This window comes from Leucobacter denitrificans (genome assembly GCF_014396385.1).
Taxonomy (GTDB): domain Bacteria; phylum Actinomycetota; class Actinomycetes; order Actinomycetales; family Microbacteriaceae; genus Leucobacter; species Leucobacter denitrificans.
On record NZ_CP060716.1, the window covers coordinates 1,065,914 to 1,090,984 of the forward strand.

At 60.6% G+C, this 25,071-nt stretch carries 21 protein-coding genes and 1 other RNA gene; 5 read left to right on the forward strand and 17 right to left on the reverse strand.

The features are described from left to right. Nucleotides 1-63: 63 nt before the first annotated feature. On the forward strand, nt 64-1,416 hold the full coding sequence (locus H9L06_RS05140) for a hypothetical protein (protein ID WP_187556139.1): 1,353 nt from the start codon (nt 64-66) through the stop codon (nt 1,414-1,416). A gap of 34 nt (nt 1,417-1,450) precedes the next feature. Here the strand turns inward: H9L06_RS05140 and H9L06_RS05145 are convergent, their stop codons facing one another. From H9L06_RS05145 to H9L06_RS05175, 7 genes are all read right to left on the reverse strand, one after another. Further along, nucleotides 1,451-2,281: a nitrilase-related carbon-nitrogen hydrolase gene (locus H9L06_RS05145; protein WP_187556140.1), complete on the reverse strand. Its 831-nt coding sequence runs from the start codon at nt 2,279-2,281 to the stop codon at nt 1,451-1,453. Between the two features lie 46 nt (nt 2,282-2,327). Next, nucleotides 2,328-3,509 (reverse strand): acetate kinase, encoded by a 1,182-nt coding sequence (locus H9L06_RS05150; RefSeq protein ID WP_187556141.1) that lies wholly within the window; start codon nt 3,507-3,509, stop codon nt 2,328-2,330. Further along, nucleotides 3,506-5,620: a phosphate acetyltransferase gene (gene pta, locus H9L06_RS05155; RefSeq protein ID WP_187556142.1), complete on the reverse strand. Its 2,115-nt coding sequence runs from the start codon at nt 5,618-5,620 to the stop codon at nt 3,506-3,508. The genes H9L06_RS05150 and pta overlap by 4 nt, the downstream gene beginning before the upstream one ends. Before the next feature lie 45 nt (nt 5,621-5,665). Next, nucleotides 5,666-6,925: a diaminobutyrate--2-oxoglutarate transaminase gene (gene ectB, locus H9L06_RS05160; protein WP_187556143.1), complete on the reverse strand. Its 1,260-nt coding sequence runs from the start codon at nt 6,923-6,925 to the stop codon at nt 5,666-5,668. Between the two features lie 18 nt (nt 6,926-6,943). After that, nucleotides 6,944-7,040: signal recognition particle sRNA small type (gene ffs, locus H9L06_RS05165), an RNA gene on the reverse strand. Between the two features lie 31 nt (nt 7,041-7,071). Further along, nucleotides 7,072-9,144 (reverse strand): ABC transporter ATP-binding protein, encoded by a 2,073-nt coding sequence (locus H9L06_RS05170; RefSeq protein ID WP_187556144.1) that lies wholly within the window; start codon nt 9,142-9,144, stop codon nt 7,072-7,074. Beyond that, nucleotides 9,144-10,961, reverse strand: coding sequence for an ABC transporter ATP-binding protein (locus tag H9L06_RS05175; protein WP_187556145.1), 1,818 nt, complete (start codon nt 10,959-10,961; stop codon nt 9,144-9,146). The genes H9L06_RS05170 and H9L06_RS05175 overlap by 1 nt, the downstream gene beginning before the upstream one ends. Before the next feature lie 468 nt (nt 10,962-11,429). Between H9L06_RS05175 and H9L06_RS05180 the strand changes: the two genes are divergently transcribed. Next, a complete protein-coding gene (locus H9L06_RS05180; RefSeq protein WP_187556146.1) occupies nt 11,430-13,124 on the forward strand; it encodes a sodium:solute symporter family protein in 1,695 nt (564 codons plus the stop codon). Between the two features lie 12 nt (nt 13,125-13,136). Further along, on the forward strand, nt 13,137-13,274 hold the full coding sequence (locus tag H9L06_RS05185; RefSeq protein WP_187556147.1) for a putative transporter small subunit: 138 nt from the start codon (nt 13,137-13,139) through the stop codon (nt 13,272-13,274). Between the two features lie 195 nt (nt 13,275-13,469). Here H9L06_RS05185 and H9L06_RS05190 read toward each other — a convergent pair whose 3' ends face one another. From H9L06_RS05190 to H9L06_RS05215, 6 genes are all read right to left on the reverse strand, one after another. Next, nucleotides 13,470-14,213 carry a hypothetical protein gene (locus tag H9L06_RS05190; RefSeq protein WP_187556148.1) on the reverse strand — a complete coding sequence of 248 codons (744 nt, stop codon included), beginning with the start codon at nt 14,211-14,213 and terminating at the stop codon, nt 13,470-13,472. A 351-nt stretch (nt 14,214-14,564) separates the two neighbouring features. Beyond that, entirely contained in the window at nt 14,565-15,644 is a 1,080-nt protein-coding gene (locus H9L06_RS05195; RefSeq protein ID WP_187556149.1) for an ABC transporter permease, read from the reverse strand. Then, the gene (locus H9L06_RS05200) at nt 15,641-17,155 is read right to left on the reverse strand and encodes a sugar ABC transporter ATP-binding protein (protein WP_187556150.1); all 1,515 of its coding nucleotides are present in this window, start codon (nt 17,153-17,155) and stop codon (nt 15,641-15,643) included. Before H9L06_RS05200 ends, H9L06_RS05195 begins: the two co-directional genes overlap by 4 nt. A 10-nt stretch (nt 17,156-17,165) precedes the next feature. After that, nucleotides 17,166-18,392, reverse strand: coding sequence for a TMAO reductase system periplasmic protein TorT (gene torT, locus H9L06_RS05205; RefSeq protein ID WP_187556151.1), 1,227 nt, complete (start codon nt 18,390-18,392; stop codon nt 17,166-17,168). Nucleotides 18,393-18,457: 65 nt separating this feature from the next. Next, nucleotides 18,458-18,841 (reverse strand): cupin domain-containing protein, encoded by a 384-nt coding sequence (locus H9L06_RS05210; RefSeq protein WP_246454509.1) that lies wholly within the window; start codon nt 18,839-18,841, stop codon nt 18,458-18,460. Between the two features lie 182 nt (nt 18,842-19,023). Next, a complete protein-coding gene (locus H9L06_RS05215; protein WP_187556152.1) occupies nt 19,024-19,629 on the reverse strand; it encodes a TetR/AcrR family transcriptional regulator in 606 nt (201 codons plus the stop codon). Nucleotides 19,630-19,839: 210 nt separating this feature from the next. On the opposite strand from H9L06_RS05215, the gene H9L06_RS05220 reads away from it, so the two are divergent. Beyond that, nucleotides 19,840-21,285 (forward strand): aminobutyraldehyde dehydrogenase, encoded by a 1,446-nt coding sequence (locus H9L06_RS05220; RefSeq protein WP_187556153.1) that lies wholly within the window; start codon nt 19,840-19,842, stop codon nt 21,283-21,285. A gap of 179 nt (nt 21,286-21,464) precedes the next feature. Here H9L06_RS05220 and rplL read toward each other — a convergent pair whose 3' ends face one another. The 3 genes from rplL to H9L06_RS05235 all read right to left on the reverse strand — a co-directional run bounded on the left by rplL (nt 21,465) and on the right by H9L06_RS05235 (nt 23,607). Next, a complete protein-coding gene (rplL, locus tag H9L06_RS05225) occupies nt 21,465-21,848 on the reverse strand; it encodes a 50S ribosomal protein L7/L12 (protein WP_187556154.1) in 384 nt (127 codons plus the stop codon). A gap of 90 nt (nt 21,849-21,938) precedes the next feature. Continuing rightward, nucleotides 21,939-22,448 (reverse strand): 50S ribosomal protein L10, encoded by a 510-nt coding sequence (rplJ, locus tag H9L06_RS05230; protein ID WP_187556155.1) that lies wholly within the window; start codon nt 22,446-22,448, stop codon nt 21,939-21,941. A 436-nt stretch (nt 22,449-22,884) separates the two neighbouring features. Next, a complete protein-coding gene (locus H9L06_RS05235) occupies nt 22,885-23,607 on the reverse strand; it encodes a response regulator transcription factor (protein ID WP_187556156.1) in 723 nt (240 codons plus the stop codon). 165 nt (nt 23,608-23,772) lie between these two features. Here H9L06_RS05235 and H9L06_RS05240 point away from each other — a divergent pair, with 165 nt between their 5' ends. Beyond that, nucleotides 23,773-24,378 carry a YqaJ viral recombinase family protein gene (locus H9L06_RS05240; RefSeq protein WP_187556157.1) on the forward strand — a complete coding sequence of 202 codons (606 nt, stop codon included), beginning with the start codon at nt 23,773-23,775 and terminating at the stop codon, nt 24,376-24,378. 9 nt (nt 24,379-24,387) lie between these two features. On the opposite strand, the gene H9L06_RS05245 is transcribed toward H9L06_RS05240, so the two are convergent. Then, nucleotides 24,388-25,056: a PH domain-containing protein gene (locus H9L06_RS05245; protein WP_187556158.1), complete on the reverse strand. Its 669-nt coding sequence runs from the start codon at nt 25,054-25,056 to the stop codon at nt 24,388-24,390. Nucleotides 25,057-25,071 lie beyond the last annotated feature (15 nt).

The window sequence follows — 25,071 nt, forward strand, 5'->3', positions numbered from 1 at the left end:
TAATCCACAGGTGCGAGGCAACTCTAGACTTGTGAGGGTCTGAGTGCGGGAAGGAGGCACGCAATGAGCGCAGACTCTGTTCAACGCCCAAGCGAACCTCCGATCTCCCACGCGGCTCGGTTCGCCTCACTCGCGACAGCGGCGCTCATCGTGTGCGTACTCGTCTCTATCGCGCTTCCGCTCGAAACCACCGTGGCGGGTGTCGCGGCGCTCGTCGCGCTCGTGGGCTGCTTCCTCGTCGCCACCGCGAAGTCTCGCATCGTCGTGCTCCTACTCACCGGCGTGGGTGTTCTGAGCGCGATCATCGCTTTAACGGTGTTCGACGCTCGGCTCGAATGGGATCAGCTTGGTCGAGTGAACCAAGACCTCGTCGCGATGATCGCGGGTGGCGCGTTCATTCGCGGCGTTGTACCGCTAACACTCACCCAACCAAAGCCACGCCTCACAGGCACCGCAGCGCTCCTGCGCACCTCATTCCTCACGCACTTCTTCAGCTCGGTTCTCAACATGGTGTCGATCGGTATCGTCGGCGACCGGCTCGCGCGAAACGGCAAGCTCAGCCGCAACAACGCATCGCTCGTCTCACACTCGTTCGCGACCGCCGCACTGTGGTCGCCATTCTGGGCGATTACGGCGCTGATCGTCATCTACTTTCCGCACCTGAACCTGCTGCCCGTGACGCTCACTGGAATGGCCGGAGCCGTCATGATCCTCATCGTCATCGCACTCTGGAACGCAGCGCGGCGCACCCCGCAAGAACTCGCCGAACCCGGGTACCCGCTGCAGGCGAGTCTGCTGTGGCTGCCGCTCGCGCTCATCGGGTGCGTCATCGCCACACACTTCCTCATTCCCGGCACACCGGTGCCAAGGCTCGTGCTGCTCGCGTCGATCATCGTGCCGCTCCTCTTCGGCACAGTGCGCACCGGGCTACGCGAGACCCTTGCAAAATTCGCTCGGGTCGCGACGAGCGGCCTCACCTCTTCGGCGAATGAGTCGGCGCTGTTCATCGCCGCGGGCATTTTCACAGTCGGTGGATCAATGCTTACCGCAAACCTCCCCATCACTCTTGCGGGAGTGCCCCCGACCGTGTTTTCGGCCTGGCTGCTCACCGTCGCGATCATGCTGCTGTCGCTGCTCGGTGTGCACTCGATCGTGTCGATCTCGATCGCGGCGGCACTCATGCTCTTCACGCCGGGCAGCGAGTACCTTTACGCGACCGCGATGGCGTGGGGTTGGAGTCTCTCCGGAGCCACGGGCCCCCTATCGGGCACGATCATCTACGTTTCGCAGCGATACAGCCTCAATGGGCGCTCACTCATCGCCGCGAACTTGCCGGTTGCGTTGTTCATGGTCGCGCTCGCGTTCCCCGCAATCTGGATCGTCGCGAGGCTATCCGAAGCCTGGGGCCTCGCGTAGCGAATCCGACGATCACGCCCACGGGCGGCGCCGGTCACGGCAAGAAGTCGTACCCGAGCCTGATTCGCCGGTTAACGATTGCGGGTAGGGACTCGCGCGCGCGGTCCACCGCCTCGGGACCAATCTCGGCGACGAGCACACCCTCATCGCGAGGCCCGAGCGCAGAGACCACGGTGCCGAGGGGGTCGACGACGCGACTGAGCCCGACCGTGGCGGCGTTGCGCGATCCACCGCCAACGGTAGCGCAGGCGACGAACCAGCACACGTTCTCGATTGCGCGGGCTTGGGTAAGGGTTGTCCAGTGTTCTTCTTTGCCCTGCCCCGACGCCCATGCGGCAACGAGCAGCATCGCGTTTGCGCCGCGATCTGCCATGCTGCGAAACAGTTCTGGGAAGCGCACGTCGTAGCAGTTCGCGAGCCCGAAGGTGAGCTTCTCGCCGCCTGCCTCGACGTCGAACACGGGTGGCAGTTCGCTGCCCGGCGCGGTGTGCTCGGCCTCGCTCGCGGCAAACGCGACGTAGAGGTGCAGCTTGCGGTAACGGGCGAGCTCGGTGCCGTCAGGCGCAACAACAATCGTGGTGTTGAACGGCAGGCCATCTGGATTCGGCTCAAAGCCGGGCGCGACAACGACCGCGTTGTGGGTCGCCGCGAGCACAGCTGTAAGGGCCTCGAAGCGGCCCCACCACTCCGCAGCAATGCCCGACAGCCCCTCGATCGTCACGGCCTGCAGCAGCACCATCGCCTGTTCTGGGAACACGATCACGTGTGCACCCTTGTCCGCCGCCTCGGCCGCACGGCGGCGCATCTGCTCGAGGTTCTCGGCAGGATCGGTGGTAGGCGTGAACTGTACGGCTGCGATCTTCATGTGTCACTTCCCTGTGTTTTCAACGGCTTTGCTCGCGCGGCATTACTTACACCGTAGCAATCGTCTGCCTGGCGATCTCAGTTTCTTCGTCGGTGGGCACAACGAGCACGGTCACCGTCGAGTCGGCCGTGCTGATCACGCGCGCGCCACGGTCTGGCGCTTCGTTGAGCTCTGGGTCTATGTGGATCCCGCACCACTCGAATCCCGCACACACTCTCGCCCGCAGGTCGGGTGCGTTCTCGCCAAGCCCAGCCGTGAACACGATCGTGTCGGCCCCGCGAAGCACCGCGAGGTAGGCCCCGAGGTAATGTCTGGCCCGGTGCACATAGACGTCGATTGCGAGCTTCGCGTCGTGGTCGCCGCGAGCCGCCGCCTCACGCACATCGCGGAAGTCGTTCGACCCCGTGAACCCGAGAAAGCCCGAGCGCTTGTTGAGGAGCGTATCGATCGAGTCGACCGTTTCTCCCCTGCGCAGCAGGTGGAAGATAACGCCCGGATCAATGTCGCCGGATCGCGTGCCCATAACGAGCCCCTCAAGTGGCGTGAGGCCCATTGAGGTGTCGACCGACTCGCCGCCGTCGATCGCGCACATCGAGGCACCGTTGCCTAAGTGCAGAACTATTTGCTTGAGCGATTCGACTGGCTTGCCGAGGTGTTCGGCCGCCCTGCGCGAGACAACCGCGTGTGAAATGCCGTGAAACCCGTACCTGCGCACGCCGTGCTTCGCGGCGACCTCGGGAGCAATGGCGTAGGTGTATGCGGACTCTGGCATGGACTGGTGAAACGCAGTGTCGAACACCGCTATGTGTGGCAACTCTGGAAAGGTCGCGCGCGCCGCGACGATCGCAGCGTGGTGCCCGGGGTTGTGAAGCGGTGCGAGCTCGGCGAGAGCGAGAATGCGCTCCGCCACGCGATCGTCGATCAGGGTAGGCGCAATGAATTCGCTGCCCCCGTGCACAACGCGGTGCCCTACGGCAGAAATATCTAGCGATTCGATTGGAGCGCCCGCCTCTGCGAACGCGGCAACCATCTCAGCGAACCCAACCGTGTGGTCTGGAATTGCGAGTTCGCGCTCGACGCGCTTCTCCGCGCGATGTTCGATGCGACCCTGACTCGATTCGCCGATCCGCTCTACGAGCCCGTCGGCGAGGCGCTCACCACTCTCTGCGTGAATCACCTGGTACTTGATCGACGACGATCCCGAGTTCACAACAAGTACTGCGCTCATGCCTGCTTTGTCTCCCCCGCCTGCACCGCGGTGATTGCGACCGTGTTAAGAATGTCTTCGACAGTCGCGCCGCGCGACAGGTCGTTGACCGGTTTATTCAGCCCTTGCAACACCGGGCCAACGGCAACAGCACCAGCTGAGCGCTGCACCGCCTTATATGTGTTGTTGCCCGTATTCAGATCGGGGAATATGAACACGGTGGCGTGGCCAGCAACTTGCGACCCTGGCATCTTCGTCGCGCCGGTCTCGGGGTCGCTCGCCGCGTCGTACTGGATAGGCCCCTCGACCAACAGCTCTGGGTGTGACTCGCGCACGAGCGCTGTCGCAGCGCGCACCTTGTCGACGTCTGCACCCGAGCCTGACTCCCCCGTCGAGTACGAGAGCATCGCGATACGCGGATCTACACCAAACTGGGCGGCCGTCTGCGCAGACGAGGCCGCGATATCGGCGAGCTGTGTCGCGTCTGGGTCGGGGTTCACAGCGCAGTCTCCATAGACGAGCACTCGGTCTGCGAGCGCCATGAAGAACACACTCGAAACGACTGAGACGCCCGGTTTGGTCTTGATGAACTCGAGACTTGGGCGGATCGTGTGCGCCGTCGTGTTCGCAGCACCCGAAACCATGCCGTCGGCGAGTCCCAAGTGCACCATCATGGTGCCGAAGTAGCTCACGTCGACCAGGCGGTCTCTTGCGTCTTCAAGCGAGATGCCCTTGTGCGCGCGCAGTCGCTGGTACTCGACCGCGAACTGTTCGCGAAGTGGTGATGTCGTTGGATCGATCACGGTTGCGGCGTCGAGCGCGAGCCCGAGTTCACTCGACCGCTTGCGCACCGACTCTTCGTCGCCGAGCAACGTAAGCTTCACGACGCCGCGTGCGAGCAGCGTGCTCGCAGCCCGAAGAACCCGATCGTCGTGCCCCTCAGGAAGCACGATGTGCGCTTGCACCTCGGCCGCCCGGGCGAAAAGTTCGTAGGTGAACATCGCGGGCGTGCGCACGCTGCCCTTGTGTAGCCTGAGCCGTTCCTTGAGCGTTTCGGTGTCAACGTGGGCCTCAAACAGCGCGAGCGCAGTGTCAAACTTGAGCGGCGACTCCTCGGTGAGCAGGCCTCGCGAGTTTGTGATGCGCTGCGCTGTTGCGAACGTGCCGTAGGGCGAACGGATCACTGGAAGCACAGAGCCGATGCCATCCAGCAGCCGATCCACCGATTCGGGGACCTCGAAATCACCGTTCAACACAATCGCACCGAGCGTTGGGAACCCCGATGCCTCGTGCGCCATCGCAACGGCGAGCAGCGTCTCTGCGCGATCGGCCGCAATGACCACGACCGCGCCCTCAATGAGCCTGGGCAGTACGTTCTGCATTGACATGCCCGCAATGACGATATCGCTCACCTCACGGGCGAGCAGCTCTTCGCTGCCGCGCAGCAGTGTGCCGTCGACCGACCGCATAACCTCGGAGACGGGAGGCGCGACCAACAGTCGTTCCTCAGGGATCGCCCACACCGGCGTACCCTCGGGCACCGCCTGCGAAACGGCTTCAACAATCTCTTCGCGGAGGTCACCGTCAGCCCGATTCACGAGCGCCGCGAGCACCGTCGCGTGTTCGTCGCGCAATTCGGCGAGCCCGAGATCCACTATCTGCGCGATGTCAGCAGCGGTTCGCGCACCTGACTGCCCGAGCACCTCTGGCACCTCGGGGCTGCGCCCACTCACCACGAAGAGCACCGGCGTATCGAGGTTCGCAGCGATGCGCGCGTTCGTTGACAGCTCGGTCGGCACTGCGACGTCGGTGTAGTCAGAACCCACCACAACAATCGCGTCGCACTGCGCCTGAAGCGCGCGATACGCAGAAACGATCGAGGCCATGGCTTCGCCCGGGTTCTGGCTCAGCTCGTCGTAGGTCACGCCCACGCAATCGTCATAGCTCGCACCCGCGGTCGTCCGGCTGAGCAGCAACTCGAGCACGCGGTCACGCTCGGTTCGCGAACGGATCACAGGTCGAAACACCCCGACCCTCGGAGCATCGGCGCTGAGTGCATCGAGCACGCCGAGTGCGACAGCACTCTTGCCCGATCGCCCTTCGGCAGAGGTGAGATAGATACTTACAGCCACCATGCCAGCCTAAAGCAGGGCACCGACATTTCCCCTATCTCGACGCTAGAGCACCGAGGCGAGTGACTCGCGCACGATCGCAAGACCGCGGTCGAGCTCGTCAGCCGTGATCGTGAGCGCGGGGAGGAACTTCAGAACCTCGTCTTTCGCGCCCGAAGTCTCGATTACAAGACCACGCTCAAACGCGGCCTGCGAGACGGCACCTGCAAGCTCAGGCTTTGCCATCGACGCAAGACCGTACATGAGTCCGCGGCCGCGAACCGTGAACTCTGCCTGCGGAAACTCTGCCGCAATTGCCTCAAGCGCCGCGCGCAGTTGGGCTGACCGCTCGGCGATCGAGTCGGTGAACGCCGAATCTTGCCAGTACGTCTCGATCGCGATGCGGCCGGTGACGAACGCGGGGTTGTTGCCCCTGAACGTGCCGGTGTGCGCACCCGGCTCCCACACGTCGACCTCGGGCTTGAGTAACACGAGCGACATCGGAAGACCCGACGCTGAAATCGACTTCGAGATGGTCACTAGGTCGGGCACGATGCCAGACTCCTCGAAGCTGAAGAACGCACCGGTGCGCCCGACGCCAGCCTGAATGTCGTCAACGATGAGCAGAATTCCGCGTGCCTCGGTGATGGACCGAAGTCGCTGCAACCACTCTGCACTCGCAACGTTGATGCCGCCCTCGCCCTGTACGGCCTCAACGATGACAGTTGCGGGCAGGTCAAGGCCCGATCCTGTGTCGTCGAGCATGCGTTCGAAGAGGTCGAGGGTATCAATGCCCTCCCCCAAATATCCGTCGTACGGCAGGCGGGTCACATCGCCGAGCGCGGTGCCGCCAGCCCTGCGGTACTTCGCGTTGCTCGTCGCGGCAAGCGCACCGAGGCTCAAACCGTGGAACCCGTTTGTGAACGCAACAACATTGGAGCGCCCAGTCGCCTGACGTGCGACCTTCAGCGCGGCCTCAACAGCGTTCGCGCCCGTCGGCCCGGTGAACTGCAACTTGTAGTCGAGCCCGCGCGGTTCAAGAATGTGCTTCGTAAACGCCTCGATGAACGCGCGCTTGGCAACCGTGGCCATGTCGAGCCCGTGAATGATGCCGCCACTCTGCAGGTATTCGATGAGCGCGGGAATAAGGGCTGGGTTGTTGTGCCCGTAGTTGAGCACCCCTGCGCCGCTGAAGAAATCTAGATATTCGCTGCCGTCTGCGGCAAACAGTGTCGAACCAGAGGCGCGATCGAAAACTATAGGGAAGGAACGGATGTACCCGCGAACCTCGGACTCGTAGCGTTCGAAGATATCTAGATCATTCATATTGCGTGTCCCTTCACATTGAAAGACCCCTCACGCACCCGATAGAGCCCAGCTACCCTTGCTTCGTTTCCGACCTGGGGGAGTTCACCAAGATATCGCCACGTGAGGGGCCTCATTAGTCTAGCGGATCAAAACTGAGTCCCAGTTCACGAACCCTCAGTTGCAGGTTCTGCCTCCGCATCATCTGCACCCTGCTCCGTTACCGGAGCAGTTGGAGCGGCAGGATCGAGCGCTTCTTCGAGAGTAAAACTTTCTTCGGCGTCCTCGCCAGCAAACTGGGACTGGTAGAGCTCGTAATATGCGCCCTTCCTAGCGAGCAGTTCCTCGTGCGAGCCCTGCTCCACGATCCGACCGGCCTCCATCATGAGAATGGTGTCAGCGTCTCGAATCGTCGAGAGTCTGTGTGCGATCACGAACGAGGTGCGATCGCTGCGCAGCGCCCGCATAGCCTCCTGCACGAGCACCTCGGTACGCGTATCCACTGACGAGGTTGCTTCGTCGAGAATAAGCAGCGATGGATCCGCAATAAACGCACGAGCAATCGTGAGCAACTGGCGCTCGCCCGCCGAGAGCGACGAGGCGTTCTCTTCGATCACGGTGTCGTAGCCCTCTGGTAGCTGGCGCACGAACCGATCCACCATTGTCGCCTTCGCCGCCTCGACCACCTCGTCGTCGGTCGCGTCGAGGCGCCCGTACCGAATGTTCTCGCGAATCGTGCCACTGAACAGCCACGCGTCTTGCAACACCATGCCGACGTGCGAGCGCAGGTCGGAGCGCGTGAGCGCGGTGATGTCGACGCCGTCGAGCAGGATTCTGCCGCTGTTGAGCTCGTAGAACCGCATGATGAGGTTCACGAGCGTCGTCTTGCCGGCGCCTGTCGGGCCGACGATTGCGATCGTGTGGCCGGGGCGGGCCTCGAGCGACAGATCCTCGATGAGTGGGGTGTGTGGATCGTAGCTGAACGACACATTCTCAAACGAGACATGGCCGTCGGTACGCTCTGGCAGCTTCGCGCTCTCAGACTCGGGATCTTGCTCATCGGCGTCGAGCAGCTCAAAGGTGCGCTCGGCCGAGGCCACGCCCGACTGCAGCATGTTCGCCATGCCAGCCATCTGGCCCACGGGCTGCGCGAACTCGCGCGAGTACTGAATGAACGCGGTCACATCACCGAGCGTCAGGTTGCCACTCGTGACGCGCAGCGCACCCACCACAGCGATGAGCACGTAGGTGAGCGACTGCACGAAGTTCATCGACGGCATGATCGCGCCGGATAGCGCCTGCGCCTTGAACGAAGCGTCGAAGAGACCCTCGTTGCGGCGGTCGAACTCCTCGGTCATTTCTTTGTCACGGTTGAAGATGCGCACGAGTTCGTGCCCGGTAAACGACTCTTCAATGTGGCCGTTGAGGTCTCCCGTGTGCTTCCACTGAGCCGCGAAGAGCTTCTGCGCGCGCACGCCCACTACACCAGCGATGATGCCCGAGAGCGGCAGCGCGATGAGCGCGATAAGCGCGAGCTGCCACGAGACCACAAACATCATCGCGGTGATGCCGATTACGGTCAGCAGCGACTGCACGAGCTGCGAGAAGGCCTGCTGCAGCGCCTGCTGAATGTTGTCGACGTCGTTCGTTACGCGCGAGAGCGTGTCGCCGCGCTGCCGCCCATCGAAGTACGACAGTGGCAGCCGGTTGATCTTCTCTTCGATGTCAGCGCGAAGCTTGTAGACCACGCGCATCACGAGGCGGTTCAGAATATACCCCTGCAGCCACATCAAGAACGAAGCAACCAGGTACAAGCCGAGCACAACGACGATCAGCGAGCCGAGCAAGCCAAAGTCGATGCCCTCACCCGGCACGACGTTCGCGCCCTGCAGCATATCTGCGAACTGCGTCTGGCCGTCTGCGCGCAGCGACTCAATGATCACCTCGACCGGAACGCCGGCGGGCAACTGCATGCCGAGTACGCCGTTAAAGATCACGTCCATGGCCTGGCCGAGTACGCGCGGCGCGATGACCGTGAGCACCACAGATGCCACAACGAGCAGCACGACAAACGAGAACTTGCCCTTCTCGGGCCCGAGCAAACCAACGAGGCGCTTCGCCGACGGCCAGAAATGCTTGGCCTTCTTCGGTGGGGCTCCCTCGGCAAACATGTCGCCGCCGGGCTCGAAGTTCTCCCAGTCCTCTTCTTCGACGACTTCTGGTTCTATATTCTTGGCCATCACTCGACCTCTCGCTTCGCTCCGTAGGCTGCCGCTGTAGCGGCACCAGCCGACGAGTCGAACGCGATGCGTTCTTGGTCATCGTCTGCTTCCGCCTGCTCGAGCTGAGATCTCACGATCTCCTGATACACCTCGTTGGAGCCGAGAAGCTCATCGTGGGTACCACGGCCGACGATCTCGCCACCCTCGATGACGAGGATCTGATCCGCATCGGTAATCGTCGAAACACGCTGCGCAACGATGATCGTCGTCGCGCCCTGAGTCGCCGAGGGAAGCGCCGCGCGAAGCCTCGCGTCGGTCGCAACGTCGAGCGCAGAGAACGAGTCGTCGAACAGGTACACCTTCGGCTTCGAGACGAGCGCACGCGCGATCGAGAGGCGCTGCCGTTGACCGCCCGAGACGCTCGTGCCGCCCTGAGAAACAGGTTCGTCAAGACCGAGCTCACGCTCACGCACGAAGTCTTCACCCTGCGCGACCCTCAGGGCCTCCCACAGTTCTTCGTCGGTTGCTGCCGTGCGACCGAATCGCAGGTTCGAGCCAATGGTCCCCGAGAACATATACGGCCGCTGCGGCACCAGGCTCAGCGTGTCAGCGAGCTGGTCGCGAGTGAGCTCAGACACTGGGGCACCATCGACCGTAATTGACCCCTGCTGTGGATCGTAAAGCCTGAGCGCCAAATTCAGCAGTACTGTTTTGCCAGCGCCGGTCGATCCAATGATCGCCGTCGTCTTGCCCGGCTCGGCAGCGAAACTCACGTTCTTAATCACGGGCTTCTCTGCGCCCGGGAAGCCGAAGGTGACATTCTCGAAGACCACCCGACCGGCCTCTGGAGTCTCGAGCGTCGCCGCTTCAGGGAACGAGAGCGTCGACTTCGTGTCGAGCAGCTCGCGAATGCGCTCAGCACACACCACAGCGCGCGGAATCATCATGGTCATGAAGACGCCCATCATGACCGCCATAAGAATCTGCATGAGGTACTGCAGGAACGCCGTCAGCGATCCCACTTGAATGTCGCCGTCTGCGACCCGGTACCCGCCGAACCACAGCACCGCGCCGGTAGCGAGGTGCAGCACCATCATGATCACGGGGAACATGAGCACGAAGATATTGCCGACCTTGACCGACACATCGGTGATTTCGCGGTTCGCGACACCGTAGCGATCGGTCTCAAACGGCTCACGCACGAACGCGCGCACGACGCGGATACCCATGATCTGCTCGCGCAACACGTTGTTGATCGCGTCGACCTTGTCCTGCATCACTCGGAAGAGCGGCAGCAGGGCCCACACCAAGAACCCAACGATGACCGCGAGCACCGACACCGATACCCACACGAGCCACGAGAGCCCGGCGTCTTCGCGCAGCGCCATGATGATGCCGCCGATCATCATGATTGGGGCAGAGACCATGAAGTTCAGGGTCATGAGCACGAGCATCTGAATCTGCTGCACGTCATTCGTGCCGCGTGTGATCAGGGTGCCCGCGCCAAACTTGGTCGCCTCGAGCGTTGCGAGCGAGTCGACCTTTCTATACACCTCACGGCGCAGGTCGCGGCCGAAGCCCATCGCCGTGCGCGCGCCGAAGTAGACGGCCGCAACGGCGACGGCGAGTTGGCCGAACGAGGCGAGCAACATGATGCCGCCGGTTCGCCAAATAAAGTCGGTATCACCAAGCGCAATACCGCGGTCAATAATCTGAGCGTTCAGGCTCGGAAGCCAGAGCAGTGCCATCGTCGACAGCAACTGCAGAACGAGTACGAAAACGATAAAAACCCAGTAGGTTTTCGCATGGCGTAAAGCCAAGGAGATGAGTGCCACGAAATTCCCTCCAAGAGGATCCGGGTGACCTTAGAAAAGTCAACCGCACAACGCTAGCAGAGCCGCGTCGTAATGGCTACGTTTTTCTTGAAATGGGAGCCCGATAATTGTCGCCGCGAGTATCGCCGTGAGCTGAGCGAACTGGATATTCAGCCGAAATTGAGGTAGTACTTGATAGGTCAGGTGAATGCACGCGGCCGACCAGAGTATGAGGTCCGATCGCTGTTCCACCTGATTTTCTTTGCGCCGCGCGCGGCGAATACATACTGGCTGCGCGCACCCAAACTTCAACAAGGAGCAGCCCTATCTCACCCGCGTTCACGTTCGTTCCGGCCGATATGGCCACTCATCTCACATCTGTCCGCCCTCCGCTCCCCCTGGTGAGCGAGCAACGTATTCCCACTTAGCGAGTTTCCTTCCGATCAGCACCTCGGCAATCGCCGATCCGCATTGTGAAAGGAACCTCAAGTGGAAGCACTCCATCAACTTTCTGGCCCAGTAGTGCTGGGCCTATTTCTCGCGTTCTTTGGCGCGAGTCTCATCATCTCGCTGCGCATCAGTAAGAAGCGCGAGAACGCCGACGGGTATATGACCGGTGGCGGCAAGCTCGGTTTCGGCATTTCGGCCGCATCGATGACAGCGACGTGGATCTGGGCCGCGTCCATGTACGCCTCGGCCACTTCGGGCTACACCTACGGTTTGTCAGGCCCGATCCACTACGGCCTCTGGGGCGCGCTGATGATTCTGCTCATCTACCCATTCGGACGCAGAATTCGTAAGGTCGCCCCGCGCGCGCACACCATCGCAGAGGTCATGTTTGCGCGCCACGGCCGCTCGAGCCAGCTGCTGCTCGCGGGCTCAAACGTGCTCGGCAGCCTCATCAGCCTCACCTCGAACCTCATCGCGGGCGGCGCGCTCATCGACCTGCTCTCGCCGTTCACGTTCGGACAGGGCGTCATCGCCATCGGCGCGGGCGTGCTGCTGTACACGCTGTGGGCGGGGTTCCGCGCGTCGGTGCTCACCGACTTCATGCAGGTTCTCTTCATGCTTGGCGCTGTGGTCATCATCATTCCGGTCGTGTTCTTCGCGGCCGGTGGCCCCTCACTCTTCGAAACGGGCGCGCACAACCTCACGCCGCAGCAGAGCAGCTTCTTCTCGTCTGACGCCTTCTTCAACCAGGGTGCCCCATACATCGCGGCGGTGCTCGCCTACGCGATCGGCAACCAGACCATCGCCCAGCGCCTCTTCGCGGTGCGCGAGGATCTCATCAAAAAGACGTTCGTCACCGCGACCTTCGGGTACGGCGCGACGATCATCGGCATCGGCATGCTCGGCGTCATCGCACTGTATGCGGGCATTGACCCCATGGGCGGCGACACGAACAACCTGATCCCGCAGATGGCGGCAACGTACCTCACGCCCGCGCTGGTTGCCCTGTTCTTCGTCATGATCATCGGCTCGCTCTCGTCGACCGCAGACGCAGACCTGACCGCACTGTCGTCAATCGTGATGGCAGACATCTACGGCCAGAACGTTGCGGGCAAGCGCAACGCGAACCCACGCATCATGGTGCTCGTTGGCCGCATCACAATGATCGTCGCGATGACCGCCGGAATGTATTTCGCCGGTTCGCAACTCAACATTCTCGACCTGCTCGTGTTCGTCGGTGCACTCTGGGGCGCGCTCGTATTCCCGGTTATCGCGAGCTTCTACTGGAACCGCGTTACCAACGTCGCATTCAGCGTCTCGGTTGTTGCTGCGCTCGCCGTGTTCATTCCGGTGCGCTTCGAGTGGATCGACATGGTCGGCGGTGTCGCCATCGGCTTCGACGTGCTCTCAACCCTCGGTATTGGTGTGGTGCTCGGGCTCATGGCGTTCGGGTTCTTTGGCCTGCGAACCGCGCTCGTGGTCGGGATCGGATCCACCATCGCCGCCGCACCGTTCGCGATCGGGTTCTTGCACCAGTACGCGGTGCTCTCTGGTTCACTCGTCGCATACGCCGTGAGCACCATCTTGTGTGTCGTGCTCACGCTCGCGTCGAAGAAGGAGCGGTTCGACTTCTCGCTCATCAAGCTGCGCACGGGCGACTTCGACCCCGAGGAGGACTTCACCGGTACTCCCCCGCAGAGCGCAGAAATCGACATGTCGAGCATCAGGAAGTAGGAGGGAGAAAGCATGGAACTCAACACCGTATTACTCACCATTTACGTACTCATGTGGCCCGTGATTGTGACCGGCACACTGTTTGTCATCGTGCGCGCCTTTATTAAGGAGATGCGTAAGGCGAAGCGCGAGGGCCGCCAGATCGTTTAAGGGCCCGCCCTCTGCTTCATTCGGTGGTCAGTTTGATGCACTCTCCTTGAAGAAGTTGCACCAAACTGACCACCGAAGCAGGGGTGTGGATCCTTGGATCTGCGCCCTGGCCTTGCGCCAGCCCCCGGGCAAAGCGAAAGGGCGGGAACCGATTGGTTCCCGCCCTTTCTGCGTCTGCGCTTAGTAGCCGTGGGGCTATGCAGCTGTTTCGATGCGCTCAGGCGCAGTCGGAGCTACCGGGGCCTCCGGTGTCGTCGGAGCGTCCGCGGAAATTACCTCGGCGTAGTACGTCACCGTGGATGCGTCACCTGCGGCAACAACGCGAATGAAGTCGCCGACCTGAGCACCAGTGACCCACAGGGCACCGGAGCCAGCGCCGTCAGCGCCAACGGTGGTGGAGAAATCGCCGATCGTCTCGTATTCCCAATCATTGGCTTCGCTCATGATCTCGATCGTGCCATTGAGTGTTTCGTCTGGCAGGAAGCCAGCGAACTGCGGGGCAACGCCTTCTGCACTCTCGAGCTGTGCCGCGGTCACCCGGGCGGGGCCAGTCACGCTCGCACCGTCGAGGATAGTGAGTTCAATATCATCCGCATAAACGTACTCTGTTGTACCATCGACCACGTACGTGTAGTTCGCGGTCAGCGAGTAGTAAGGGTAGCCGTCTGCATCTGGCGCAACTGGTGAGCTCTCAGCCGGTGGCACGTAGGTGCCCTCAACAGTTCCATCAGCGTCCTCGTCGATGACTTCGAGTGCGTCACCGATGAGGCCGCTACCATTTGCGCCGCCCGAACCCACCATCACAGTCGCTTCGGTCACACCTTCAGGGAGAGTCAGCGTGAAGTTGATCCCGCTCCCCCAGCTGCCAGCGGTGAAGGTCGTCGTATCCGAATCAATGACGAGTGGATCACCCGGTGCAGCAAACGCTGGCGCGCTCACCAGCGTTTGCTCCGAGCGCGAGCGCTCCGACGATGGCCAGTTTTCCGCGAGTTTTCAGTCGCATAACTTCCTAAACTTTATGTGATGTGTTGGGCGCGCAGCGGCCCGCCCAGAGAACTTTGATGCCCCGCCTGCACCCCGTAAGCGAACGCACCTTTTTAACCCAATCACACGCTCAAGCACCCACGCAAAATTGAGATAAATCTGTTTATGCGAGCTTTATGTGAGCATCAGAATTTAACGCAAAAGGGGCGGGAACCAAACGGTTCCCGCCCCTTTTTTCGCCTAAGCGAAGAACTTACGCAAGCTTTACGCCAGCGCCAGCCTCTTTATAAATAAGGTATTGACTTGCTACCTCGCAGCGGTGACCTTCTTCGAGATGCGGAACCGCACCCGGAGCCGGTCAACCAGCAGTGCAATCACGAGCAGCGCGCCGAGCAAGATGTCTTGGATGTAGCTCTGCACGCGAATAAGGTCCATGCCGTTGCTCAGCAGCACAATGAACAATGCACCCATCACGGCGCCTGAAACGCGGCCTTCACCACCGGCGAGCGCGATACCACCAATAACCGCGGCGATGATCGACTCGAGTGGGTACTGAATACCGATGTTCGCTTCACCGGTAGAGACGCGTGCGGTCAGCATCACACCAACGAGTCCGGCGAGCACGCTGCCGAGCACCATCATGGTGAGGATCGTGCGCCCGACGTTCACACCCGACTGGAATGCCGCACTCGCGTTTCCACCAGCGGCATAGGCCTGACGACCGCGCCTAGTCCAATTGAGCAACACATAAGCGAGGGCAATGATGACGATGTAGATGATCGTCGGGAACGGCACGCCTGCTACGGACGAGGTGCCAAAGTACTTCGTGAATTCAGTGGGCAATCCGGTAACGGGCACGCCACCGGCAACGAGCAATGCGACGCCGGTTGCAGCGGATCCCATTCCAAGCGTCACCATGAATGACGAAATCTTGTAGTACCCAATGAGCACACCGTTGATGATGCCGACCACTAGCCCGATGATCACTGCGACCAAGACGCCCGCACCCATCGCACTCCAGGCGCCCGAACCGGTGCCAGTCATCGTCACCATGATCGTGGCACACACGATCGATGAGAGCGCGACTGTTCCACCGTTGGAAAGGTCGTAGTTGCCGGTGATGAGGTAGAACATCTGCCCGACAACGATGATTCCGAGGAAGCTCACTTGGCGTGCGACATTGATGAGGTTCTCGCCCGAAATAAAGCGCGGTTCGGTAATCGCGAACGCGACAATCAGCACAACCAGCAAAATCGGGAGGATGCCGTAGTTCACAAACTGGCTCCGGAAGAACCTGCTGAGTGCGCTCTCGCGGGCTTCCGGTTCTGGCCTACGAACGGCACCGGTTCGCGGCTCGCGCGTTAACTCGTCTAACTGGTTGCTCATGAGATTGGTTCCTTCATTTCCTGGAAGAAGTACGGAAGCATGTTGTCTTGACTCAGTTCGTCGCCGGTGAATTCTCCGACGACATATCCCTGAGAGATGACGTATGCGCGATGGACCAGACCGATAACTTCGGGCAGGTCAGATGAGATGACAAGCACGGCTGCGCCTGATTCAGCGAGCGCTTGCATTGCGTTGTAAATTTCTGCGCGCGCACCAACGTCGACCCCAGCGGTGGGTTCGTCAAATACGTGGATCGCATAGTCTCTGGTGAAGCCGCGCGCGAGCACGATCTTCTGCTGGTTACCACCCGAGAATGTGCCGGGAAGACTCTCGGGATGGTTTGGGCGAAGGTGCATTTTCTGGAGCACCTTCTCGGCGGCAGCGCGCTCAGCCTTTCGATTCACAAAACCGAACTTGGTCCAGGAGTCGAGCGCTGACAGCGTGGCATTCTGAAACGCAGCCATGGTCTGAATGAGACCATCGCGCTTTCGGTCTGACGGGTAGTAAATAATCTCTTGCTGAATTCGCTGTTCTGGCGAACCAGCTCCGATTTCTTCGCCATCAACCGTGATGCTTCCCGCGAGAACCTCGGCGAGTCCAAACACTGAGCGACCGACGTCACCCTTGCCTGAACCTACGAGACCTGTCACGCCGACAACTTCTCCGCGTCGTGCGGTGAGCGTGACATCGATAAGTTGCGACGTCGATACGCGACGCAACTCAAGTCCGCCCTCACGCGGATTGTGCGGAATGTCAGGGAAGAGGGACTCTACTTTTCTTCCCACCATGAGCGTTACGAGCTCTTCATCAGTGACATCCTGGATTTCCATCGTGTCGATGAGAGCACCATCACGCATCACCGAGACGGTGTCACCAATCTCGCGGATCTCACCCATTCGGTGCGTGATGTAGATGATTGCCAGGCCCTCTGCCTTGAGGCGCCGCACGACCTCAAACAGACGACTCGTCTCATCCTCGGTAAGCGAGGCCGTCGGTTCGTCAAGAATGAGAAGCTTTGCGGATCCCTGCAAGGCTCGCGCAATTTCGACGACCTGCTGATCGGCTCGACTCAGGTCGCGTGCTGCAGAATCGAGCGAAAGTGTCGAACCCGCCTGTACAAGCGCTTGCTCGGCTGCGCGTCGATTCTGTGCCCGATTCAAGAAACCGCTGCGCAGGTGCTCACGGCCCAAGGTGAGGTTCTCGGCTACCGAAAGAGTTCCTACAAGAGCTGGCTCCTGAAACACTGACGAGATTCCGAGCTCACGGGCCCGCTGGGGGCTGACCAGGTCAGCCCCCACACCCTCAATCTCCACGGTTCCCTCTGTCGGCTGGTGCACGCCCGAGAGCACATTGATGAGCGTCGATTTTCCTGCACCATTCTCACCGAACAGCACATGCACCTTCCCCTGGTAGAAATCGATGCTCACGTCACGAAGAGCGGTCACCGCCTGGAAATTCTTCGTGACATGCTTCACCGATACAACGGGGACATCACCAGTGTGGGTATCCATGAAGATGCTCCTAGTTCTTCACCGAGAACGTCGGCTTAAAGCCCTCTGGCGGAAGGTTGAGCTGCTTCACCAGCGTGTCAAGATTATTGAACTGCTCACCAGCAGCCGATCCACACACTACGTTCGCTGCCATACCGATGTGGTTGCCACCATTAAACGGCTGACCTTCAAGCACGCGGAGCGCCATGTCGACTGCAATCTTGCCGAGGATGAGGTCGTTGCCCGCGCTTGAGCAGGTAGCGCCGCCCGACTCGAGAAGCGAGTACACCTCTGGGGTGAAGTAGTACGAAGCGGTTTGTACCTGGCCAGCGATTCCGCGCTCGGTGAGCGGCCCGACCGCGGCATCAACCGTGGTCGCACTGCCAATGATGTAGTTCATCTCGGGGTACGCCGAAAGCGCGTTCTCCACGAGAGCAAGCTGGGCGTCTTTTCCGGTGTCACCGTAAGAGACTCCGAGCACCTCTACATTGCTTCCCTCGGTCTGCGCCTCGAAGCATGACATAAGTTGCTCAAGCGATCCCACGCCTGCGGGGCCAGGGAACCATACAGCCTTTACCTCTTCGCCGCTCTCTGCAAGGTGACGACCAAGGTTGCCACCGAGCGTGCAGTAGTCGAAGAGTGCTCGACCATCAACGTTCGTAGAGGTCACACCGTTGACCGCGTCGATGACAGGAATGCCCTTCGCCGCAATCTGGTCAATCGTCGCGTTGAGCGCCTCATTCGAGACCGCGCTCACGATAACCGCATCTGCACCGTTCGCAACACAGTTCGACAGCTGGTCGAGCTGCGTACCGATTTCGGTGTACCCGCCAGCCTCATAGACCTGGAGCCCTACCTGAGCGCGCTGAGCTTCTTGAACGAGGTTCGCATCAATGCCGAGCCAGTATGGATCCTTCACGTGCGGTACAACCGCGCACAATTCCCAATCCTCGGTGATCTCATCGGGCGAGAGAGGCGTGTAGACGCTCTGCGTGCGTTCGCCATCACAACCCGGCTCGCCACAGTCGATGATTTCAACCGGAACTGCCCAGTCATCTGAAGTCACAGCCTTGACGAGTGCATCTGAACTGTTTTGGGTTGGGTCGGCAGAAAGGCCGTTTGCCTCAGCAACCGCAGCGGTCGGAGCCGGCTGTTCGGCACGTTCTGATGCATCGGGTTCCGTTGTGCAGCCCGCGAGTACGAGCCCAAGCGCTGCGGCGATAGCCACAACTGCAAGGGGCCTACGTGTGTTGCGCATTCGTTTCTCCTTTGAAAATGCGTACATATTTTGCGGTGAGTACTCACTCGCCGCGGAAAAGTTGTTTAGAGTTCCTCGTACTTAAACTGGCTCGACTCCTCGCCATTTGGGTTCGACCCATAGACGCCGAGCATACGAGCGAATACTGGCGCCTCGTATCGGCCGAGCTTGCCTGCGGGAACCGTAGCGGAATCCCCCGTTTTCAGGACTACCGTCTTTCCGTCGACGGTAATGTGCAGTTCGCCTTCCAGCACGTAATTGTACTCAGGGTGCGGGTGAAAGTCTTCCCAAGCTGCGCCTTCGAGCGACCACTCTGCGACGAGAAAATCACTCCACCCTTCCCTGCGAATGGGAATAATCGCGTTGTTCCGCATCCGAGGCCACTCCTCTTTGAACAGCGGTAGCTCTATTGCCGGAAAGTAATCGATTTGACCGTCCTCGCGAGACATCTTTGTCCTCCAGTTGTTCGTTCGGTGGCTCTGCGTTCGCCACTGGAGAGACAGTATCAAGGACACTTGTCTACGTCAAGCGACTAAGACACTTGTCCAAGAAGTATTTTTCGCACAGCAAGAATGCCCCCGGAGATCCGAGGGCATTCTTTCCAAAGAAACTAAATACGGGAGCCTCTTCCCTAGACCGGTGCGTGTTCTCCGAGCACGGAGTCCACGAGATTTCGAATCAAGAAGAAGAAATTCTCCTTGTGCACAGTCAAGTCAGGTTGGAGCAAATACTGCAGGCTGCAGCCGTCGAACACTGTCAGCAGAAGTCGAACAAACTCTCTAGCCTTGAACGTCTGGCCGGGCCGCTCGTTTTCGAGAGCAGCAGCGAAGATCCCCGAAAGCTCATCCTCGTAGCCGGTATAGATGAGTGGCCTCAGTTCGTCATCGTGGCGAGCTGACCACAGCACGAGTTCAATCTGGGCGAGGACATCGTTGGGAGTTCGCTCTAAATCGGCCCAGTACAGTTCGGCAAATGAGAGCACTGCAGCACCAAATCCCGCAGTAGTCGGAATGTTCGCAGCATAGCCAACCATGTTGGCAAGCCATCGAACGACCGCGGCCCGAATGAGAGCTTCTTTGTTTTCAAAGCAATAGTGCACGGTTGCCAACGGAGCGTTCGCCCGCTTTGCGATTGTGCGGAGCGTAATGGACTGAACGCCTTGCTCTTGCATGACAGCGATCGTTGCTTCGATGAGCTGTTCGCGCCGCTCATCTAACGGCACTCTTGGATTCGCCATAACCCCATTCCGTTCTGGTCGCCACCCTATTCACCACGTCTACCCTACTCTCGGGTTTTTCTTATGGCATTCACAGGGAGCGAGTTTCCTCATTCTGGACAGTTGACTTAGACGCATGACTAAGACTAGCATCTCAGCAGTGCCGTGGTGCCGAGCGCGCGGCCAACACCGAGACACTTCGGTGAGTGAATTACATCCAATGGAGGAAACATGGCACAGCAGCATCTCGAGCTACTCATCGGCGGAGAATGGGTCGCCCCAGCTGAGGGAGGCACTCGTGAGATCGTTAATCCCGCGACAGGCGAGGTGATCGCCGTCGTCGCTGAAGGGTCAAGCGCAGATGTGGATCGCGCCGTCGAGGCGGCAACCGAAGCTTTCAAGACCTGGAGAAAGACCACACCACGCGAGCGGTCGCAGCTCCTCGCGGAGTACGCGGATCGAGTTGAAGCGCGCAAGGAAGAACTCATTCAGCAGGAAGCGCTCAATGGCGGAAAGCCACTGTTTGGGGCTCGCTGGGAGATTGAGGACTTTGTCATCGACGGACTCAAGTACTTTGCGGGTGCTGCGCGCAACCTTGACGGAGTCGCATCGGCCGACTACCAAGAGGGTCGCACCAGCGTGCTGCGCCGCGAGCCACTCGGTGTCGTCGCGGGCATCGTTCCATGGAACTACCCGGCAGAGATTGCTGCTTGGAAGATCGGCCCGGTTCTTGCAGCGGGTAATACGCTCGTGCTGAAGCCCTCCGAAGGCACCCCGCTTTCGGCACTTATTCTCGCCGAGATTGCCACTGAGGTCTTCCCTCCGGGCGTTATTAACCTCGTCTTGGGAGACGGTAAGGTCGGTGCCGCAATGTCGGAGCATCCGGGCATCGCCGCAATCTCGGTCACCGGGTCGGAGCGCACTGGCGTCGCCGTCGCAGAGAAGGCCGCGAAGAACCTGAAGCACGTTGATCTCGAACTCGGTGGCAACGCGCCAGTAGTGGTCTTCCCAGACGCAAACCTTGATCTACTCGTTGAGACCCTGCGCATGGGCACCTTTTACAACGCAGGCCAGGATTGCACAGCGGCCACCCGGCTCATCGTGCACTCGAGCGTCTACGACGACTTCATCGCAGCGGCAAAGACGATGTCCGAGAGCGTTGTGTACGGCGATCCACTCGCTGACGGAAATTCTGATGTCGAGATGGGGCCGCTCGCTTCTGAGGTTCAACGCGAGCGCGTAGAGGGATTCGTGAGTCGCGCCGTCGCTGGTGGCGCACAGGTCATCACCGGTGGATCGAAGGCAGACGGCCCGGGTTACTTCTTCCAGCCGACCATCATCACCAACGTCGATCAGCATGACGAGATTGTGCAGGAGGAAGTGTTCGGACCCCTCATGACCGTGCAGCGGTTCGAGACCGAGGAAGAGGCGATCGCGCTCGGGAACGATGTGCGACAGGGCCTCTCTGCGTCTGTATGGACGAAGGATCTCGGCATCGCGACCCGTGTCAGCGGCGCCCTGAGCTTCGGCACCGTTTGGGTGAACGAGCACCTCCCGCTTGTGTCTGAACTCCCCCACAGCGGGCACAAGATGAGTGGGTACGGCTCGAGCATGTCGAAGTACAACCTTGAGCAGTACACAAACACGAAGCATGTCATGATCCGCCACGACATCTAGGTCACTCGGCCGCGACCGCTCGATGTCGAGCGCTTCGGTGGTCAGTTTGGTGCACTTTTATTGCGCGAAGTGCACCAAACTGGCCACTGAAGCACGTGTGTGGATCGGCAGCCGCGGCATCAGGGTAAAAAAAGAGGGCCACCCCGAAGGGTGACCCTCTTTTCGCCTAAGCGAAGAACTTACGCAAGCTTTACGCCAGCGCCAGCCTCTTCGAGCTTGGTCTTTGCTTCCTCAGCAGCGTCCTTCTTGGCGCCCTCGAGAACAGCCTTCGGTGCTTCCTCAACGAGAGCCTTTGCCTCACCGAGGCCCAGGCCGGTGAGCTCACGCACAACCTTGATGACCTGGATCTTCTTGTCGCCTGCCGACTCGAGGATGACGTCGAACTCATCCTTCTCTTCAGCAGCCTCAGCTGCGCCACCGGCAGCCGGAGCAGCAGCAACTGCAACCGGAGCAGCAGCCGATACGTCGAAGGTCTCCTCGAATGCCTTTACGAACTCCGAGAGCTCGATGAGGGTGAGCTCCTTGAACTGCTCAAGCAGCTCTTCAGTTGAAAGCTTAGCCATTGTGTTTCTCCTTGATTTTTGCCCTGCACGATGTCCGTAGACGGAGTGCGCAGGAGCGTTTGATTCTTGCGGATCAGCGGGTGCCGATCCTTACGCGTCCTGCTTCTCCTGCAGCGCGCCGAAGCCGCGAGCGGCCTTGGCGGGCAGAGCGTTGAACAGCTGTGCAGCACCGATCAGCGAAGCCTTCATAGCGCCGGCAGCCTTAGCCAACAGCACCTCACGGCTCTCGAGATCGGCAAGCTTGCCTACCTCAGCGGCGGTCAAAGGCTTGCCATCGAAGTAGCCTGCCTTGATCACCAAAAGAGGGTTTGCCTTGGCGAAGTCACGCAGCGCCTTCGCGACGGCGACAGTGTCACCGTGCACGAACGCGATTGCCGACGGGCCGTTGAGCTCGTCGTCAAACGCGTCGATTCCGGCCTTATTGGCCGCAATCTTGGTCAGCGTGTTCTTCGCCACAGCGTACGTCGCGTGCTCGCGGATGCTGTTGCGGAGTGACCGCATTTCAGAAACCGTGAGACCGCGGTACTCAGTCAGCAGCACGGCGCTCGACTCTTCAAACTGCTTCTGAAGATCGGCGACCGTAGCGTCCTTCGTAGCCATGGCGCTCCCTTTGTTGTCGTATCCGTACGGCGAGTGCCGCACGGTGGCCGTGCCGCTCGGAGCGATTCTCAAACGAAAAAAGCTCCGGCGCGCACGCACGGAGCTCTAGGAGATGGAACGAAGTTCACACTCAAGGAATTCTGTACCTGCGCAGGTCTTCACTTTCGTGAACGTTACGGAGTTCTTGCGAACGCTACCGACGGTCTTGGGCCAACGAATACTCTACCACACGAGAAAGGCAGCTACGAATTGAAGCGGGCCGGATTCGGGGCACGGTCGACAGGCTGGGTCTGGCAGCGAGCGAAGCGAGCCGGAAGGCGAACGTGCCCCGAATCCGGCCCGCTGAAACCTCAATCCGCTGGTTTGACCATGTAGCCCGCCATCCCGCGCTTCGCTCCGTGGGCTGCCGCCGTGGGCGGCACCGCGGGCCGCATGGTCAATCCGCTGGTTTGACCATGTAGCCCGCGCCACGCACCGTGTGGATCATTGCGGGCCGCCCCGAATCGATCTTGCGGCGCAGGTACGAGATGTACAGCTCAACGACGGTCGGCTTGCCAGAAAAGTCGTAGCTCCACACACGGTCGAGAATCTGCGCTTTCGAAAGCACTCGCCCTGAGTTACGCATGAGGTACCGCAACAGCTCAAACTCGGTGCTCGTCAACTGAATGAACTCATCGCCACGGGTCACCTCGTAGCTATCTTCGTTCAGCTCAAGATCTCCGACGCGAAGAATCGGGTTCGGCTGCGAGTCAAGCACAATCTGCGAGCGGCGCACGAGACCGCGGAGCCGCGCGAGTAGCTCCTCAAGACTGAAGGGCTTCACGACGTAATCATCGCCGCCGGCTGTGAGGCCCGCTACGCGATCCTCAACTGAATCGAGCGCGGTGAGGAACAGCACCGGAAAGATCTCACCGGCCGAACGCACCCGCGACAGCAACTGCATGCCATCGAAGTCGGGCAACAGAATGTCGAACACCGCGACATCTGGCTTGAACGTGCGCACGGCTTCGAGCGCCTCTTCCGAGTTCGAGGCCGTTGAGACTTCCCAGCCCTCGTAGCGCAAGGCCATCGCGATAAGCTGCGTGATCGAAGACTCGTCGTCGACCACCAGCGCGCGCACAGTTGTGCCGTCAGGCTTGGTCGGCACCTCAATATTCATGTCATTCATTTTGCATGTAACGACTGGGTATCAACTGGGCAGCGGCTTAGAATCTCACGTGTAAAATACGCGCGAAGATCATCTTCACGCACTGTCCAAACATAGTGGATCGCACCGCGATCCACGCCGCGCCGCAGGCTTGCCCGCCCGCGTTTCCATGGAAGAATGGTGGCCGTGCCGGTCTCACCAACTCTTTCCGAAGCGCAGCTTAAGCGCATCGTGACCGACGGCACTGACCGCATGGCTTGGCTGCGGGCCCGCGCACGCGGGGTTACTGCAACTGACATCGCGAAGCTTTCGACTCCGCGCTCGATTCAGTCTGCGGCGTACACGAAGCTGCACGGCAGCAGCTTCACCGGCAACGCCTTCACCGAGCACGGAAAGGCGCGCGAGCCCGAAATCGCGGCGTGGGTCGTCTCCGAGTACGACATTCACCCGAGCTCGGCTCTGTTTCACGCCGAGAACGACCTTAGGCATCTCGCCACGCCCGACGGAGCGGTTTTGCGCGAAAACGGCATCCTCGAGTTGTGCGAGATTAAGACGACGAATAAGGCGTGGCGTACGATTCCGCGCAACTACATGAGACAAATTTGGTGGCAGCAGTACGTGCTCGGTGCTGAGCGCACGCTCATGGTGTGGGAGCAGCACGAAGATTTCGTGCCTGTGGGTGAGCCGCAGTTTCGGTGGGTGGATCGAGACGAGTCAGAAATCGAGCGCCTCGTGAAGCTCGCTGGCGACCTCATCGACGTGCTCATCGCCCGCACAACGTAGGGTTGTCGGCTAAAACCCGAACCCGGTCGACCGGATCTGCTCGTCGTAGCTGCGCTCTGAGAGTTCTTGAATGGCTGCGTGCAGATCTTTCACCCCGGGCGCGTCTGTGATGCGGGTGGCTTCAGCGCCGACGAAGAGGTCGATGTCGCCTGACCCGAACATGCGCTGAATGGGGTTCTGCTTCGAGCGCACCTCGCGCACGCGTGCGAGCGAGACTTCGCTGCGATGCCGCACGAAGAACCCGTGGTGCACAATGGCGCGGCGCGAGGTGATGACGGCGCGGCGCGAGAGCCAGGCGAGGATCGGCAGAATACCCAGCACAATTGCGAGTGCGCCGGCCGCGCCGGCCGCGAGCAGGTTCATCCACGGCTCGGGGAATGTTCCGATGAAGTACCCGGACGCCGCAAAGATCACCAGCAGGGCGAGCACCGGGAACGTGAGGTGCCGCCCGTGCCGTCGCACGCGGACAACGATGACTTCAGGCGGTTGGCCAGAAGCCGACGGCGCCGACGGTGCCGCGGCGACCGAAGCCTGCGGTCCGAGCCCCAGTGGATCGGGCGCCGAACCCGGCGCCCCCGCACCGGACCCAGCCCCTGCGCCCCGAGGCAGGTGCGACTCAGACGACGGCAGCACCGTCGTCTCGTCGTTTGCCCTGCGGCTCGAGCTTCTCCCCCACATGATGGTGTTCGCTTA

Bases quoted from the DNA above. Each gene is read 5' to 3' on its own strand.
- H9L06_RS05140 (WP_187556139.1), top strand. From the start codon at position 64: ATGAGCGCAGACTCTGTTCAACGCCCAAGCGAACCTCCGATCTCCCAC.
- H9L06_RS05145 (WP_187556140.1), bottom strand. From the start codon at position 2,281: ATGAAGATCGCAGCCGTACAGTTCACGCCTACCACCGATCCTGCCGAG.
- H9L06_RS05150 (WP_187556141.1), bottom strand. From the start codon at position 3,509: ATGAGCGCAGTACTTGTTGTGAACTCGGGATCGTCGTCGATCAAGTAC.
- ectB (WP_187556143.1), bottom strand. From the start codon at position 6,925: ATGAATGATCTAGATATCTTCGAACGCTACGAGTCCGAGGTTCGCGGG.
- H9L06_RS05170 (WP_187556144.1), bottom strand. From the start codon at position 9,144: ATGGCCAAGAATATAGAACCAGAAGTCGTCGAAGAAGAGGACTGGGAG.
- H9L06_RS05185 (WP_187556147.1), top strand. From the start codon at position 13,137: ATGGAACTCAACACCGTATTACTCACCATTTACGTACTCATGTGGCCC.
- H9L06_RS05195 (WP_187556149.1), bottom strand. From the start codon at position 15,644: ATGAGCAACCAGTTAGACGAGTTAACGCGCGAGCCGCGAACCGGTGCC.
- H9L06_RS05200 (WP_187556150.1), bottom strand. From the start codon at position 17,155: ATGGATACCCACACTGGTGATGTCCCCGTTGTATCGGTGAAGCATGTC.
- torT (WP_187556151.1), bottom strand. From the start codon at position 18,392: ATGCGCAACACACGTAGGCCCCTTGCAGTTGTGGCTATCGCCGCAGCG.
- H9L06_RS05210 (WP_246454509.1), bottom strand. From the start codon at position 18,841: ATGTCTCGCGAGGACGGTCAAATCGATTACTTTCCGGCAATAGAGCTA.
- H9L06_RS05215 (WP_187556152.1), bottom strand. From the start codon at position 19,629: ATGGCGAATCCAAGAGTGCCGTTAGATGAGCGGCGCGAACAGCTCATC.
- H9L06_RS05220 (WP_187556153.1), top strand. From the start codon at position 19,840: ATGGCACAGCAGCATCTCGAGCTACTCATCGGCGGAGAATGGGTCGCC.
- rplL (WP_187556154.1), bottom strand. From the start codon at position 21,848: ATGGCTAAGCTTTCAACTGAAGAGCTGCTTGAGCAGTTCAAGGAGCTC.
- rplJ (WP_187556155.1), bottom strand. From the start codon at position 22,448: ATGGCTACGAAGGACGCTACGGTCGCCGATCTTCAGAAGCAGTTTGAA.
- H9L06_RS05235 (WP_187556156.1), bottom strand. From the start codon at position 23,607: ATGAATATTGAGGTGCCGACCAAGCCTGACGGCACAACTGTGCGCGCG.
- H9L06_RS05240 (WP_187556157.1), top strand. From the start codon at position 23,773: ATGGTGGCCGTGCCGGTCTCACCAACTCTTTCCGAAGCGCAGCTTAAG.
- H9L06_RS05245 (WP_187556158.1), bottom strand. From the start codon at position 25,056: ATGTGGGGGAGAAGCTCGAGCCGCAGGGCAAACGACGAGACGACGGTG.